Source organism: Mycolicibacterium vaccae NBRC 14118 = CIP 105934, assembly GCF_001552715.1.
Taxonomy (GTDB): Bacteria; Actinomycetota; Actinomycetes; order Mycobacteriales; family Mycobacteriaceae; genus Mycobacterium; species Mycobacterium vaccae.
The window spans coordinates 1-13,989 of the sequence record NZ_BCRS01000152.1 but is presented as its reverse complement, the minus strand read 5'-3'; the positions used below and the strand labels follow the sequence as shown (position 1 = coordinate 13,989).

Genomic DNA, 13,989 nt, shown 5'->3' with positions numbered 1-13,989 from the left:
GGTGGCCCGGCCGGCAACTTCCGCACTGGCGGGATGGATGACATCGAATGTCGCTCCGCTGCTGGTGTGTTGCAGCTCGCCGTCGATGAGCATCCGCTCGTCGCCGGCCAACACACCCGATTCGCTCTGCACTGTGGTCATAGCCACAGCATTACAAATTTTGAATCGAATGTCAGCCGGTCTGATCGATCGATCAGTCGATTAGTCGGTCACTGACGGTCGAATTCCGACCGCGTGGCGCAACTGCGCGAGGAACTGATCGTCGTCGTCGCTGCGCACGATGTAGTGCGACACCGCGACCCGGATCGCGGTGGCCGCTTTCACCCCGGCGTTGGCGCCGGTGAGCAGTTTCTCCAGCTGCGCCCGCATCGACGGGATGATCTGCGACAGCCGCCCGATCACCACCTCGGGCTCGATGTCGACGAGCCGTACCCCCGAATAGGACTGCTGGTACTCGACGATGAAACGCATCGCCGCATCGAGCCGTTCGTTACCGCGCAACCCGGCGGTGGCCCTGGCGATGCCGGTCTCGAACATCTCCCGTTCGTAGACGCCGAACGCCTCGAGCAGCGCCTGCTTGTCGGCGAACCAGCGGTACAGGGTCGGCCGGGACACCCCGGCCTGCAGCGCGACCTCGGACAGGCTCAGCTTGGTCTGGCCGCTGCGGGCGAGCACCTCGGAGGTGGCGACGAGAATCCGCTGCCGCGTCGAGGTGTCCTCGGCGGCGTCGGGGGTATCGGCTGCGGATTGCTTCACGTTTTGCGGGCCTCACTTACGGGTTCGGAGTCGATCGTAAAGCGTGGTCCCCTCGGATCACCGGTGAAGCGCTGGCGTCGTTGGTCACAGACTCCGCTGGAGCAGGGCCACGGTGTCGAGGTCCTGCAGGGCGTTGAGGCTGCGCGCCAGGCCCTTCATCGCGATGTCCTCGACCTGCATGCCGCCCATGCCTGCGGTGATCAGCGCCGCGACGTACGGATACAGCGCGCCCTGCCGGTAGCGATGCCACAGTTCGTCGCGGTCGATGTCGGGACCCCCCGCCGCGGCCAGCGCGCGCCGGTACACGTCGAGCAGATCCTGCTGGGTCCGCTGCCGGTCGTCGGTGGTCATGCTGGTGACCAGCGTGTAGGCGAGCTCTCGGCCGGGGTGGCCGCGCCGGACGGCCTGCCAGTCCAACAGTCCGGCCTTGCCGTCGCGGAAGTACAGGTTGCCGGGGTGCGCGTCACCGTGCATCACGGTGTGCGGCGGACGGTCCACGAGCGCGGCGACGGCGCGGTAGTTCTCGTCGATGAAGCGTCCGCGGTGCACCGGCAGGTCGGTGCGCTCGGCGATGCGCCGCGCCGCTGTCCGCAGCAGCGGTGCGGTGAGCAACGAGGCGCTGTCGCCCGACGCGGTGTAGAGCCAGCCCAGCGGCCCGGTTCGGCCACGCGCTGGCAGCCGGCCCCAGAACGTCCCGTGCAGCCGGGCCAGCAGTTCGACGACGAGCGCGGCCCGGTCGGGATCGATCGGATGCAGGGTGTCGGGGAACTCGCACGAGGACGCGGACGGGTCCGCGAGATCTTCCAGAACCAGCACGAACCTTCCGGTGGCCGGGTCGAAACGGGAGCCGAAGCTGAGCGGCACCCCGGCCAGCTCCGGGGCGAGCTGGCGGTAGAACCGGGTCTCGGTGTCGGCGAGATTGCCGAGCTCGCCCATCAGCCGGGTGGCCAGGGTCTCGGCCGCCATCTTGACGAACACGGTGGCGGGGACGTTGTCACCGGTCAGGGCCAGCCGGGCGCGCGACGAGGTGCCCGCGTCGGCGTCGAGCACCGACACCGATGTGACGGTGCGCCCGATGATCGACGACAGCGCCGCGGCATCGAGTTCGGCGACGGTCCGGGGCAGGGCGCGCCGGCCGCCGACCAGCGCGTCGGTCCCGATCCGGCGGAACGCACGGCCCAGATGCGAGGCCAGACCCGCAGCGGGTGCGACCCGATTGGCGATGACGGACACCAGGTGACTCCTAGGCTTGGACCGGTAGCCCACACAGGGTTACAAACCGGCGCGATCTTGTAAAATTAGGGAGGTCAGGCGCATGGCGGGTCCGCTGGCGGGTGTCCGGATCGTCGAACTCGGCGTATGGGTCGCGGGTCCGGCCGCGGGTGGCATCCTCGCGGACTGGGGCGCCGACGTGGTCAAGATCGAACCGCCCGCCGGCGACCCGGCCAGGACGTTCGGCCGGATGCTGGGTATCGACCCGCAGGACCGTCACCACGTCAGCCCGCCGTTCCAGATGGACAACCGGGGCAAGCGCAGCGTGGTGCTGGACCTCGCGACGGCCGAGGGGCAGACGGCCGCGCGTGGACTGCTCGCCGACGCCGACGTGTTCCTGACCAACATCCGCCCCGGCGCGCTGCGCCGCATCGGCTGCGACTTCGAGACGTTGGCTGCGGCGAACCCGCGCCTGGTCTATGGCTTGATCACCGGTTACGGCGCTGAGGGGCCCGACGCCGACCGGCCCGCCTACGACGTGGCCGCGTTCTGGGCCAGGGCTGGGCTGGCGCATCTGCTCACGCGCCCGGGGGAGACCCCGCCGTTCCAGCGCGGCGGGATGGGGGACCACATGGCCGGCATGACGCTGGCCGGCGCGGTGTGCGCGGCACTGCTTGCGAGGACCCGCACCGGCACAGGGCAATTGGTCAGCACGTCGCTGTACCGGCAGGGCGCGTACACGGTCAGCTTCGACCTCAACACGTTCCTGATCACCGGCCATCCGATCGCGATCGGCCGGCGCGAGTCGATGGGCAACCCGTGCATGAACAACTACACCGCGGCCGACGGGCGGCGGTTCTGGCTGGTGGGCCTGCAGGGCGACCGGCACTGGCCTGCGCTGTGCGCGGCGGTCGCACGGCCCGAGTGGCTGGCCGACGAACGCTATGCCACCGGCCGGGCGCGCGCCGCCAACGCGGCCGGGCTGATCGCCGAACTCGACGAGATCTTCGCCGGCGCGACCCTCGCGCAGTGGTCGGAAGTCTTTGCCGGACAACCGGATCTGTTCTGGTCGCCGATCAACTCGCTGGAAGACGTCGTCGCCGACGAACAGTTCCACGCCGCGGGCGGGATCGTGTACGTGCCCGACGCCGACGGCGGGTCCGTGCCGATGGTGGCCACCCCGGCTGATTTCCACGGCACACCCAGCGAGATCCGCCGCACGGCACCGGAACTCGGCGAGCACACCGACGAGGTGCTGACGGAACTGGCTCAGCGCACGAACCGTTCGACGTAAGGCGCGAAACGCCGGCGCAGTTCGGCCTTGTCCAGGCCGAGATCGGCGGCCCGGTAGTCCACCGAGCCCAGCCTGCCCCGGGTGTGGCCGGCCAGGTAGTCGCGGACCGCCGCCCGTGATTGCGCGTTCTGCCGGTAGCCGGCGGTCTCCCAGACCCGCTCGACCATGGCCAGGTCGTCGGCCATGAACTCGTCGAAGCGCACGTCGATGGTCCGGTCCGGCGGCAGTTTGTCGTGGTCGCGCAGACATGCCGACAGCATCTCGTCGATGCGGTCGATCCAGTAGCCGGCCACGGTGGGCACGTCGACCTCGTCGACGCTCATGCGCATCGTGTACGTCATCATGGTGGCCATCGACACCGCGACGTCGACGGGGTCGCGGTGGGTGACGATGAACGTCGCGTCGGGGAAGACGTTCATGATGGGCACGAACTGCTCGAGGTGCTGCGGGCTCTTGAGCACCCATCGGCGTTGGTGCCCATCCTGGTGCAGCAGCACCTGGAGCATCATCCGCAGAAACTGGTAGCCGGGCGTCTGGTCGTTGTCGCGCAGGTAGTCCGACCACCGCGGCAGATGTGTCAGCGTGGTGAAGAACCCGCTGGCGAAGTCCTGCACCATCAACCCGATGTCCTCGTGGATGTGGTCGATCGTCATCTCGTGCATCAACTGGAAGTACGGCATCAGGGTGTTCGAGATGTTCAGCGCGGCACCGGTTCTCTCGCGGCGGGGGGCGATCGTGCCCTCCTCGCCGGGCGGCGGCAGCGGTTCCTGGGCCTCCCAGTACGGCAGCGAGCGCAGTCCGGGATCGGCGGCCAGCAGGCTGTGCAGGTGGGTGGTGCCGGTGCGCGGCAGGCCCGCGATGATCAGCGGGGCGCTGATGTCGATGTCGAACACCTCGGGATGGCGCTTGAGGTGCTCGACGACATACAGCCTGCCCTTGAGGAACGTGAGCATCAGCGAGAACGCATAGGTGCGGCCGAACGGGGTCAGTCGGGGCAGCTCGTGAAAAGCCTGCAGCAGCACCGCCATCCGCTCGCGGTAGTCCTGGTCGCCGAAGTCGGTGAGACCGGTCTGGGCCGCGGCCTGCTCGTGCAGCGCTTCCGCGGTCAGCGGGCAGTAGTCGGCCATGGCCGCCATGCCGTCGATGATCACCTGCGCCTCCGCGGTGAACGTCGGCCGGGCCAGGTCGGTGATGTGCACCGGCGCCGGACGGGAAGAGGGGGGAGCTGTCACGGGGCAGGACGCTACTCGGACGTTACACATCTTACAAGAAATGTTTTGCCGTAAGGTTTGTGGTTATGATCTCGGGCATGTCTGCTCCCGGCGGTGACACTGCGGCGGCGTGGCGTGAATTGCTCACCGCCTTCGCCGATTTCGACTATCAGTTCCTCGGAGGGCCGAAGGCGGTGCGCGGCCGGACCGCCGTGGCCGAGGGATACCAGAACCTCGCCACCATGCTCGCATTGTCGCTGGACATGCACTTCTTCGCCGACCCGGTCGCGCCGCGCTTCATCGACACGCTGACGCCGTTCCGGCCCGACCGGCGCTGGGGCGGGGACAACACCGACTGCTACTACGGCTACGCGGTCGTCGACCCGCGGCGCACCTACCGGGTCAGTGGCCGTCCGAACGACAGTGTCATGTACTCGGTGACGGTCTACAACGAGCCCGAGCCCGGAGCGTGGCCCAACCGCACCGTGGGCCTGCTCTACGACGTCGACATGCCGCTGGACGACGACGGCCGGTTCGCGTGTCTGCTGGGTCCGTGCCGGCCGGCGGGCTACCGGGGTCCGTTCATCGAGCTGACCCCCGACGCGCGCGGCATCATCACCCGCGACTACCACGAGCACCCCGAGACCGGCGCGCGCGTGCAGTGGGACATCGAGGTCGTCGATCACGCCGGCCTGCCGGTCGTGCCGCTGAAATCCGATGCCGACCTGGCGAAGTCGCTACGGGCGTCGCTGCGCTTCGCCCAGGACATGTACGCGCTGACACCCCTGATCCTGGCCGAGCGGCAACCGGTCGAGCTCGCCGACGGTCAGTCGTTGAGCGTCAACACCCTCGCGCCGCCGTACCGGGCGGGGGGTGCGACGTACGGATACTCGATGCAGGACGCCTGTTACTGCCTCGGAGGGTTCTCCCTGAAGCCGGGGGAGGCCCTGGTGATCACCGCCGAGCATCCGGCCTGCCGCTTCTGGAATCTGACGCTGTGGAACCAGTACATGGCGGCGCTGGACGTCGAGTACGGCAGGGCGGGCCTGAATTCCGGCTCGGCCGTGCCCAATTCCGACGGCACGGTCACGATCGTGGTCAGCATGGAGCAGCTCGACCATCCCAATGCGATCTCGACCAAGGGTCATCCGGAGGGACTGATGTCGTTCCGCTGGTTCCTGGCCGACGACCTGCCCGCACATCCCGCCACCGAGGTGGTTTCGGCCGCGGACGCGCCGGTCGCGCTCAGCTGAGGGCTGCGCCCATCACCGGCGCGATCCACTGCCGCAGATAGTCGCGCAGCGCCGCAGGTGACCGCGGTGGGTCCGACGGCGCGATGACCATCGACTGGATCATCCGCAACACGAACTCCACCAGGTCGTCCATCCGCTGGCCGGTGAACCCCATTGCCGCCCAGTCGATCCCGGTGCGCTCCAGCATGGCGCGGGAACGCGCTATCGCTGCGGGCATCACCATCTGTCTGCTCATGACCCGCATCCGGTCGGTCTCCAGCAGCAGCGCCAGCAGAGGTTCGTGGGGCAACTGCTCGACCACGTAGGCGACCGCCTCGACCAGCAGGTCGGTGGGATCGGTGAAGTGGCCGACGATGCGGCCGATGCGTGCCGTCCAATGGTCGAGCGCGATGCGGGCCGTGGCGGCGAGCAGTTCCTCGGTGGATGCGAAGTAGCGGTAGATCGTCGGGCGGGTGATGCCGACGTCGGCGGCCACCTCGGTCAGCGTGGTCAGGCGCGGGCCACGCCGCTCGATGCTGTTCAGTGCCGCGCTGAGGATCCGCTCGCGCGCCTCGGTGTCGTCGGCGGGCGGCGCACCCCGCCACCCCTTGCGCCCCATCGGCCGAACACTACCGGTCGGGGTCCCTGACCCCGGCCGCGTGCCGGAGCTGGGCCAGCAACTGGTCGGAGTCGTCGCTGCGCACCAGGTACTGCGAGATCGCCACCCGCACGGCGGTCGCCGCGGCCACCGCCGCGTCGGGGCCGGTGCACATCCGCTGCAGCCGCTCGCGCATCAGCGGCAGCACCCGCGCCAGCCGCCGAATCACCTGGTCCGGTTCGACGTCGACCATCCGAAGTCCCGGATAGGACGACTGGTACTCGACGATGACCCGCAGGGCCGCATCGAGCCGCTCCGCGGCCGGGAGATCGGCGGTGGCGGCCGCGATCGCCCGCTCGTAGTACTGCCGCTCCCACACCACGAATGCGCCGAGCAGTTCGCGTTTGTCGGCGAAGTAGCGGTACAGCGTGGGCCGCGAGACGCCCGCCTGGGCCGCCACGTCCGACAGTGACAGCTTCGTCGTACCGCTGCGGCCCAACACTTCTGCGGTCGCGGTCAGGATCCGCTGACGGGTGGACCCGTCCGGGTCGTCGGCATCGCGGGGCCCGCCCTCACCCGACATCCGTTGCGGCATGAGCACAGCTTTACAAATTAACGTCGTAGTGTCACGCTATTTCGGTGACTGCACCATCGCTGCGCGAGCGTGAGTACAGCTCGATCGACATCACCTCACACGACTTCTGGAGCCGGCCCTTCGCGCAGCGTGACGAGTGCTTCGCCCGTCTGCGCGCCGTCGACGGGCTGACCTGGCACGCGCCGCTGCCGTCGCTGTTCCCGATCGAGGAGCCCGGGTTCTGGGCGCTCACCCGCCGGGCCGACATCGCCTACGTCAGCCAGCATCCGGAACTGTTCACCTCCGAACGCGGCGTCGCGCTGGACCCGATGCCCGCCGACGTACAGCGTTTCGCGTCGTTCTTCCTCACCATGGACCCGCCGCAGCACACCACCTACCGGCGGTTGATCAGCTCGGCGTTCACCCCGCGCAATGTCCGGCGGATCGAAGAGCAGATCCACCGCCACGCGGTCGGAATCGTCGACGACCTGGTCGGGGCCGGTGACATCGACTTCGTCGCCGATTGTGCTGCGCGCCTTCCGATGCTGACGATCATGGAGATGCTCGGCGTGCCCACCGCCGATCAGCCCGCGGTGGCGCTGGCCGCCGAGAAGCTGTTCTCGATGAGTGACGACGAGTACAGCTCGCTGGAGGAGCGGGCGGCCAATACCCTCAACGAGATCATGCTGCTGTCGAGCACCGGCGTCGAGCTGGCGAAGTTTCGGCGCGCCAATCCCGGTGACGACCTGATGACCAGCATCGTCAACGCCGAGGTCGACGGGCAGCAGCTCACCGACGAGGAGATCGGGGCGTTCCTGATCCTGCTGTCGTCGGCGGGCAACGACACCACCAAGCAGACGACCACGCACGCGATGCTGGCACTGCGCGACAATCCCGACCAGCGGGACTGGCTGGCGGCGGACTTCGACGGCCGCATCGGCACCGCGGTCGAGGAGTTCGTCCGGTGGTCCTCCCCGGTCATGCAGTTCGCCCGCTTTGCCACCTGCGACACCGAGATCAACGGGCAGCCGGTCGCCGCGGGGGACAAGGTGGGGTTGTTCTACTGCTCGGCCAATCGCGACGAGGCCGTCTTCGACGACCCGGCCGCCTTCGACCTGTCCCGCTCGCCCAATCCGCACCTGGGGTTCGGCGGCGGCGGGCCGCACTTCTGCCTCGGCAATCAGCTGGCCAAAGCGGAGCTGCGAAACCTGTTCCGTGAGTTGTTGTCCCGCTTGAAGGTCGTGGAGCTCGGCGAACCCGAGCTGCTCTACAGCACATTCGTGCACGGCGTGAAGCGGCTACCCGCCCACGTGCGCTGAGGATCGGAGTGGTCATGCGGATCGGAGTGGATCTCACCAGGTGTACCGGGCATGGCATCTGCGAGTCGATCGCGGAGGACGTGTTCGAGGTGCAGGACGACGGCAGCGTGGTCATCCACGGCGCCGAACGCCCGGAGTCGGACCGGGACCGCATGCGGCAGGCCGTCACCCAGTGCCCGGCCGCCGCCCTCCACTTCGCCGCGGAATAGCATTCCTGGTCGCGGCCGACGCCCCGCAGCAGCCCGGAATGCTATTCCGCGGGAGGGGTGCGGGGTGGGCGGGGGCGCACCAGCACCGACTGCTGGATCGCGCCGACGGCGCCGGTCTCGTCGAACAGGGTGCCCAGCGTGGCGCCGACACCGTCTGGGCCGTAGTTGGTCTCGGCGCGGATGCCGATCCACTCGCCGACGGGCACCCGGTGGATGTGCACCGCGAGGTCGGTGTTCAGGAACGTCCACTTGCGGATGTCGAGTTTGGTGCCGATGCCGTTGGCGTCGTCGGCGACGGCGAACAGCCGCTCCAGCGCCGTCATCGTTTCGCCGCCGACCAGGTCGACCTCCGGCCTGATCCAGGATTCACCGGGCGCCTCGGCCATCGGCGTGGTCAGCCAGCGCCAGTCCAGGCTGTGCACGTAGTTGCGGTCCCAGTCCTTCTTCATGTCCCGGCCGCGGGCCTGCGACAGCGGCCGCAGTGGTTCGGCGGCGGCGTGCGCCACGGCGGCGGTGTCCAGCGTCTGCAACCGCCACCCGCTGGCCCTGGCGACCGGCCGTGGCGTGCCGTCGGGGCCGGGAGCCAGCATCTCGGCAGCGACCAGTTCGATCTGCTTGCCGGAGCGTTCGCGGCTGCTGCGCACCCACAGGTCGCCTTCGGCGGGGACGGGGCCGAGCAGGTCGACGAGCACCCGGCTCAGTCGGGTGTCCGCCCGCGGCTCGCAGCGCTGCAGTGCGCGCACCAGCAGCGCCGAGACCGGCGCGGCGTGCTGGATGGCCGCCGACCATGTGCTGCGCACCAGGTCGGTGGCGACGAACCTCTCGCCGAGTTCGTCGTCGGCGTCGACGAGTGCGTAATAGGAGTCGCGCGTAGTCGGCTGGGACACGGTCACCTTCCGGGGATGTCGACGGTGACGGCGTCGAGGGTGGACAACATGGTGCCCCGCAGCCGCTCGGGATACGCGCTGGGCGCGCTCAGCAGGAACAGCGTGCGATCCTCGGGCCCCCCGAGAGTGCAGGCGATGGCGGCGCGGTCGGCGACATGGATCCGGTCGGTGACCCGGCCGCCGTCCTCGATGCGCTCGAACTGGTGGGCCAGGGTCATGGCGGCCCACACCCCGCCCTCGGCGTCGACGCAGATGCCGTCCGGGGGTCCGTCCAGTCCGTCGGCGAAAACCCGCGGCGCCGTGAGGCTTCCGTCCTGGCCGACGGTGAACGCGGTCAGCCTGCGGCCGGTGGATTCGGCGACGATCAAGGTGTCGCCGCCGTCGGTGACCGCCATCCCGTTGGGGAACTGCAGATCCTCGGCGACGACGTCGGCGCGTCCACGGTCGGGGTCGACGCGCACGATCACGCCCCCCTCGCGGGCCTGGGAACCGACGTAGGCGCAACCGTGCCGGTCGATCACCATGTCGCCGAGGGCGGCCGGCGTGATCGCCGACAGGTCCGCGACGGTGGTCACCGACTCGCCGTCGTAGCCGAGTACCAGTCGCTGCTCGGTGGACACGATCAACAACGATCCGTCCGGCCGGAAACCCAGTCCCGACGGGGCATGACCTGGCAGGCTCAGGGTGCTCATCTCACCGGCCATGGTCACGGTGTGCACAGCTTCGCCGAGCATGTCGGAGAACCACACCAGGCCTTCGAACCAGCGCGGACCCTCGCCGAAGCAGAAGCCCTTCGCCAACGGGATGTACGTCATGTCATGACTTTACAAAACACGGGATGAGTGTCACGCTCGCTGGGTGCAGCTGTCAACCAGGAGCATGTCGTGACCATGAAGAAATATCACAGCCACACGTTGCTCTACCTGCACGAGACGATCGACCTCGGGTCGGCGGGCAGCGAGCGGTTCGTCGCCGAGTTCGACGGCGTCTATCACCCGATGATGGCCGAGCTCGGCGCCCGGCTGTTCGCCCTCTGGGAGACAACGCCGTACAACGGGCACTGGCCGCAGGTCACCGTGGTCTGGGAGATCGACGCGTTCGCCGACTACGCCCGTATCGGCCGGGCCCAGGCCCGCGGCGGCACCCACGAGGCCGCAGCGGCCAAGTGGGCGGCCTTCCTTCACGAGACGGGTGCGCGCGGTGAGGGTCGAATCATGTACGCCGGGCGCAGCAACAAGACCCTCGCGCAGCTGCAACAGTCGGATTTCAAGGCCGGACTGGTGATTCAGGAGATCATGCAGACCAAGCCGGGCCGCCAGGACGACTACATCCGCGAGCTCGAACGCCTCTACGTGCCGTGGTCGGAATCCACCGGCAAGCGCTGGCTGGGCTCGTTCATCACCACGTTCCGGTTCAACGAGGTGATCCACTACTGGGCGCTGGAAGGGGAGTGGGCCTGCTTCGAGAACCACTACCCGTCGTGGAAGGACAGCCCGCCGGCCGAGATCGTCACCTGGATGAGCGTGGCCCCCGCGCTGCGCGACGGCTGGGAGGATTCGATCCTGGCCGCGCTGCCCCCGTCCCCGCTGCAGTGAGTGGGAAAGTGACCACGGCACAGGACTTCACGTACGACCCGTTCGACCCGGCGGTGATGGCCGACCCGCTGCCGTACTACCGGGTGCTGCGCGACGAGCATCCGGTCTACTACCTGGACAAGTGGGACACCTACGCGCTGTCGCGTTTCGACGACATCTGGCGGGTGCTGGAGATCAACGACGGGACGTTCGTCGCGTCGGACGGGACGCTGCCGGCCGCGGCGGTGCTCGCCCGGCACCACGACGGCCCCGTGCCCGATCCGCCCCTGCACCCGATGCCGTTCCACGCCAACTTCGACGCGCCGATCTACGACGAGGTCCGCCGCTGCACCGCGGCGCCGTTCCGGCCCAAGAACGTCGCCAGACTCGGCGAGCGGATCAGGGTGCTGGCCAACGAACGGCTCGATCAACTGTTGCCCCTGGGCCGGTTCGACCTGACCCAGGACTACGGCGGGATCGTCGCGGCCTCGGTGGTGTGCGAACTCGTCGGACTGCCAACCGATCTCGCGGCCGACGTGCTGGCCACCGTCAACGCGGGCAGCCTGGCGCAACCCGGCAGCGGCGTGGAGGTGGCGAACGCCCGGCCCGGCTACCTGGAGTACCTCACACCGGTGGTGCAGCGCAGGCGCGCACAGCAGGGCGACGCGCTGCCGATCGTCGACAACCTTCTGGCCTACCGGCTGCCCGACGGATCGGCGCTGTCCGACCTGGAGGCCGCCGTGCAGATGCTGGGCGTGTTCATCGGCGGCACCGAGACCGTCCCCAAGATCGTCGCGCACGGACTGTGGGAACTGTCGACGCGGCCCGGTCAACTCGCCGAGGTGCGGTCCGACCCGCGCGCCCACGTGCCCGTGGCGCGCGAGGAGATGATCCGCTACTGCGCACCGGCCCAGTGGTTCGCGCGCACTCTGCGCAGACCGTTCACCCTGCACGGCACCACGATCCGGCCCGGACAGCGAATCATCTCGCTGCTCGCGTCGGCGAACCGGGACGAGCGCGAATATCCCCGGGCCGACGAGTTCATCTGGAACCGGCCGATCGAGCGGCTGCTCGCGTTCGGCCGCGGCCAGCACTTCTGTCTGGGCGCGCACCTGGCGCGGCTGGAAATCGCGATCATGGTGACCGAATGGCTCAAGCGGGTGCCCGACTTCCGGGTCGACACCGCCGCCGCGTCGCGCCCGCCGTCGAGCTTCCAGTGGGGCTGGAACTCACTTCCGGTCGAAGTCGAGGTCTGACGTGTGGGCCTACCGCCTCGTCGCGCCGTACACCTTCGAGAGAATCGATGTGCCGCAACCCTCTCCGGACTCGCTCCGCGACGGCCAGGTGCTTCTGCGGTTCCTCGCCGCGGGCATCTGTGGCTCGGACCTGCCCGGGTATCGCGGCGCCAAGGGCAGACTGCCCGGTGACACCGGTGCCCGTGCCGCCGAGATGATCGGCTTCCCGATCCACGAGATCGCCGGTGAGGTCATCGCGAGCAGGCACCCCGCCCACCAGTCCGGTGACCGGGTGGTCGGCTGGGCGTCGGGCTTCGACGGGCTCATGCAGGAGGTGGTCGCCGACGGCGAAGGCCTGGTCGCCTACCACGACTCGTTGACCCCGGCCCACGCGGTCGCGCTGCAACCACTGGCGTGCGTGCTCTACGCCGTCGAACAACTGCCGGAGTTGGCCGGAAAGCACGTCGCCGTCCTCGGCCAGGGCTCGATCGGTCTGCTGTTCTCCTACGCCGCCAAGGCTGCCGGGGCGGCTCATGTCACCGGCGTCGACCCGGTGGACCGCGCCGAGGTCGGCCCCGCGTTCGGCGTCGACACCGTCGTCCGCGCGACCAGCGACCGCTGGGTGAGTCACCTTCCTCCGGATGCCAAGCCGGACATCGTGATCGAGGCGGTCGGGCACCAGATCGCGACCCTGTCGCATGCCGTGGAGGCGGCCGCGTTCGGCGGTACGGTCTTCTATTTCGGGGTGCCCGACGACGACTCGTATCCGATCAGCATGCGCACCATGCTGCGCAACAACCTGACCCTGAAGTCCGGGGTGACCGTCGAGCGCAGGCGGGTACTCGCCGAGGCCGACGCGTTCGCCCGCGCTCACCCGGGGTTGCTGGGCCGGTATCTGACCCACACCTTCGGCGTGGACGAGACACCCGCGGCGTTCGAGCTCGCCTCGCGCCCGGTGCCGGACCGGATCAAGATCGCGATCGTGGCCTGACATGACGAACAGAATCCGGGACGCGCTGGCGGACAAACCGCAGATCTGGGGCGGCTGGGTGGTCGGCCCGACCATGCTGGGGCCCGAGGAGTTCGCCGCAACCGGCTACGACTACGTCGGATTCGACTGCCAGCACGGCTATCTCAGCGACGCCGACGTCGCCCAGATGCTGCGCCGGCTCGAACACGTCCCGGTCGCGACCGTGGTCCGGCTGCCCACCGCCGACGCCGCACCGATCGGCCGGGTCCTCGACGCCGGAGCCGACGCCGTGGTGGTCGCGATGGTCGAGTCGGCCGGGCAGGCCGCCGCGGCGGTGGCCGCGACGCGGTACGCCCCGGCCGGGGTGCGTAGCTTCGGTCCGCTGCGCGCAAGCATGGGCATCGACCCGCAGCGCCTGCAGGACCGTGTGTCGGTGTTCGCGATGATCGAATCCGCATCCGGCCTCGCCGCAGTCGACGACATCTGCAGCGTCGACGGGCTCACCGGCATCTACGTCGGGCCCGCCGATCTCGCGATCGCACTGGGCCATGGCCCGACCGACGCGTGGACCCGACCTGACGTGGCGGAGGCGATGCTGCGCATCCAGCGTGCCACCGCCGAGGCCGGGCTCGTCGCCGGCATCCACGCCAACACCGGCGCCATCGGTCATGCGATGGCGCAGAAAGGGTTCCGGATGATCACGCTGGCCTCGGAGTCGCAGGCGCTACGTCGCGGCGCCGCCGCGCACCTCGCCGAGGCGCTCGGCGAATCCGGCACGTCCGCACCGGGCCAGGCGCGGTACTCCTGATGGGCGCCGACCGTGTCGCGCTGGTGACCGGCGCGGCCCGCGGGCAGGGCGCGGCGATCGCGGCCCGGCTGATCCGGGACGGGTTCCTGGTGGCGGCGTGCGACCGGCTC

The 13,989-nt window shown here is 69.3% G+C and carries 16 protein-coding genes; 9 read left to right on the top strand and 7 right to left on the bottom strand.

The genetic code is table 11. The features are described 5' to 3' along the window. Nucleotides 1–201: 201 nt before the first annotated feature. Both MVA01S_RS23555 and MVA01S_RS23550 read right to left on the bottom strand, forming a co-directional pair. Entirely contained in the window at nucleotides 202–756 is a 555-nt protein-coding gene (locus MVA01S_RS23555) for a TetR/AcrR family transcriptional regulator (protein WP_003933255.1), read from the bottom strand. Nucleotides 757–840: 84 nt separating this feature from the next. Continuing rightward, nucleotides 841–1,989, bottom strand: coding sequence for a phosphotransferase (locus tag MVA01S_RS23550; protein WP_003933253.1), 1,149 nt, complete (start codon nucleotides 1,987–1,989; stop codon nucleotides 841–843). Between the two features lie 82 nt (nucleotides 1,990–2,071). Here MVA01S_RS23550 and MVA01S_RS23545 point away from each other — a divergent pair, with 82 nt between their 5' ends. Continuing rightward, nucleotides 2,072–3,262 (top strand): CaiB/BaiF CoA transferase family protein, encoded by a 1,191-nt coding sequence (locus tag MVA01S_RS23545; RefSeq protein WP_003933252.1) that lies wholly within the window; start codon nucleotides 2,072–2,074, stop codon nucleotides 3,260–3,262. Here the strand turns inward: MVA01S_RS23545 and MVA01S_RS23540 are convergent. Continuing rightward, nucleotides 3,238–4,494 carry a sulfotransferase family protein gene (locus MVA01S_RS23540; protein ID WP_174538986.1) on the bottom strand — a complete coding sequence of 419 codons (1,257 nt, stop codon included), beginning with the start codon at nucleotides 4,492–4,494 and terminating at the stop codon, nucleotides 3,238–3,240. The two genes, MVA01S_RS23545 and MVA01S_RS23540, sit on opposite strands and share 25 nt — an antisense overlap. A gap of 77 nt (nucleotides 4,495–4,571) precedes the next feature. Here MVA01S_RS23540 and MVA01S_RS23535 point away from each other — a divergent pair, with 77 nt between their 5' ends. Next, nucleotides 4,572–5,726 carry a DUF1214 domain-containing protein gene (locus MVA01S_RS23535; protein WP_040542984.1) on the top strand — a complete coding sequence of 385 codons (1,155 nt, stop codon included), beginning with the start codon at nucleotides 4,572–4,574 and terminating at the stop codon, nucleotides 5,724–5,726. Here the strand turns inward: MVA01S_RS23535 and MVA01S_RS23530 are convergent. Continuing rightward, nucleotides 5,719–6,324, bottom strand: coding sequence for a TetR/AcrR family transcriptional regulator (locus MVA01S_RS23530; RefSeq protein WP_003933249.1), 606 nt, complete (start codon nucleotides 6,322–6,324; stop codon nucleotides 5,719–5,721). The two genes, MVA01S_RS23535 and MVA01S_RS23530, sit on opposite strands and share 8 nt — an antisense overlap. A 10-nt stretch (nucleotides 6,325–6,334) precedes the next feature. Then, the gene (locus MVA01S_RS23525) at nucleotides 6,335–6,898 is read right to left on the bottom strand and encodes a TetR/AcrR family transcriptional regulator (protein WP_174538985.1); all 564 of its coding nucleotides are present in this window, start codon (nucleotides 6,896–6,898) and stop codon (nucleotides 6,335–6,337) included. A 44-nt stretch (nucleotides 6,899–6,942) separates the two neighbouring features. On the opposite strand from MVA01S_RS23525, the gene MVA01S_RS23520 reads away from it, so the two are divergent. Beyond that, on the top strand, nucleotides 6,943–8,196 hold the full coding sequence (locus MVA01S_RS23520) for a cytochrome P450 (protein ID WP_003933247.1): 1,254 nt from the start codon (nucleotides 6,943–6,945) through the stop codon (nucleotides 8,194–8,196). Nucleotides 8,197–8,210: 14 nt separating this feature from the next. Continuing rightward, complete coding sequence (locus MVA01S_RS23515; protein WP_003933246.1) at nucleotides 8,211–8,405, top strand: ferredoxin; 195 nt, start codon at nucleotides 8,211–8,213, stop codon at nucleotides 8,403–8,405. 41 nt (nucleotides 8,406–8,446) lie between these two features. Here MVA01S_RS23515 and MVA01S_RS23510 read toward each other — a convergent pair whose 3' ends face one another. After that, a complete protein-coding gene (locus tag MVA01S_RS23510; protein ID WP_003933245.1) occupies nucleotides 8,447–9,298 on the bottom strand; it encodes a thioesterase family protein in 852 nt (283 codons plus the stop codon). Continuing rightward, nucleotides 9,295–10,107: an SMP-30/gluconolactonase/LRE family protein gene (locus MVA01S_RS23505; protein ID WP_003933244.1), complete on the bottom strand. Its 813-nt coding sequence runs from the start codon at nucleotides 10,105–10,107 to the stop codon at nucleotides 9,295–9,297. Before MVA01S_RS23505 ends, MVA01S_RS23510 begins: the two co-directional genes overlap by 4 nt. A gap of 75 nt (nucleotides 10,108–10,182) precedes the next feature. Here MVA01S_RS23505 and MVA01S_RS23500 point away from each other — a divergent pair, with 75 nt between their 5' ends. From MVA01S_RS23500 to MVA01S_RS32125, 5 genes are all read left to right on the top strand, one after another. Beyond that, nucleotides 10,183–10,887 carry a hypothetical protein gene (locus tag MVA01S_RS23500; RefSeq protein WP_003933243.1) on the top strand — a complete coding sequence of 235 codons (705 nt, stop codon included), beginning with the start codon at nucleotides 10,183–10,185 and terminating at the stop codon, nucleotides 10,885–10,887. A 56-nt stretch (nucleotides 10,888–10,943) separates the two neighbouring features. Next, nucleotides 10,944–12,122 (top strand): cytochrome P450, encoded by a 1,179-nt coding sequence (locus MVA01S_RS23495; protein ID WP_051015384.1) that lies wholly within the window; start codon nucleotides 10,944–10,946, stop codon nucleotides 12,120–12,122. Nucleotide 12,123: 1 nt separating this feature from the next. Beyond that, nucleotides 12,124–13,092 (top strand): zinc-binding dehydrogenase, encoded by a 969-nt coding sequence (locus tag MVA01S_RS23490; RefSeq protein WP_003933241.1) that lies wholly within the window; start codon nucleotides 12,124–12,126, stop codon nucleotides 13,090–13,092. A gap of 1 nt (nucleotide 13,093) precedes the next feature. Continuing rightward, entirely contained in the window at nucleotides 13,094–13,879 is a 786-nt protein-coding gene (locus MVA01S_RS23485) for an HpcH/HpaI aldolase family protein (protein ID WP_003933240.1), read from the top strand. Further along, a partial coding sequence (locus MVA01S_RS32125) for an SDR family NAD(P)-dependent oxidoreductase (protein WP_159426342.1) occupies nucleotides 13,879–13,989 on the top strand: 111 nt, incomplete at its 3' end. The genes MVA01S_RS23485 and MVA01S_RS32125, both read left to right, overlap by 1 nt.

Excerpts from the sequence above, each read along its gene's own strand:
- MVA01S_RS23500 (WP_003933243.1), top strand. The coding sequence starts at position 10,183 with ATGAAGAAATATCACAGCCACACGTTGCTCTACCTGCACGAGACGATC.
- MVA01S_RS23505 (WP_003933244.1), bottom strand. The coding sequence starts at position 10,107 with ATGACGTACATCCCGTTGGCGAAGGGCTTCTGCTTCGGCGAGGGTCCG.
- MVA01S_RS23485 (WP_003933240.1), top strand. The coding sequence starts at position 13,094 with ATGACGAACAGAATCCGGGACGCGCTGGCGGACAAACCGCAGATCTGG.
- MVA01S_RS23495 (WP_051015384.1), top strand. The coding sequence starts at position 10,944 with ATGGCCGACCCGCTGCCGTACTACCGGGTGCTGCGCGACGAGCATCCG.
- MVA01S_RS23530 (WP_003933249.1), bottom strand. The coding sequence starts at position 6,324 with ATGGGGCGCAAGGGGTGGCGGGGTGCGCCGCCCGCCGACGACACCGAG.
- MVA01S_RS23545 (WP_003933252.1), top strand. The coding sequence starts at position 2,072 with ATGGCGGGTCCGCTGGCGGGTGTCCGGATCGTCGAACTCGGCGTATGG.
- MVA01S_RS23515 (WP_003933246.1), top strand. The coding sequence starts at position 8,211 with ATGCGGATCGGAGTGGATCTCACCAGGTGTACCGGGCATGGCATCTGC.
- MVA01S_RS23535 (WP_040542984.1), top strand. The coding sequence starts at position 4,572 with ATGTCTGCTCCCGGCGGTGACACTGCGGCGGCGTGGCGTGAATTGCTC.
- MVA01S_RS23525 (WP_174538985.1), bottom strand. The coding sequence starts at position 6,898 with ATGCCGCAACGGATGTCGGGTGAGGGCGGGCCCCGCGATGCCGACGAC.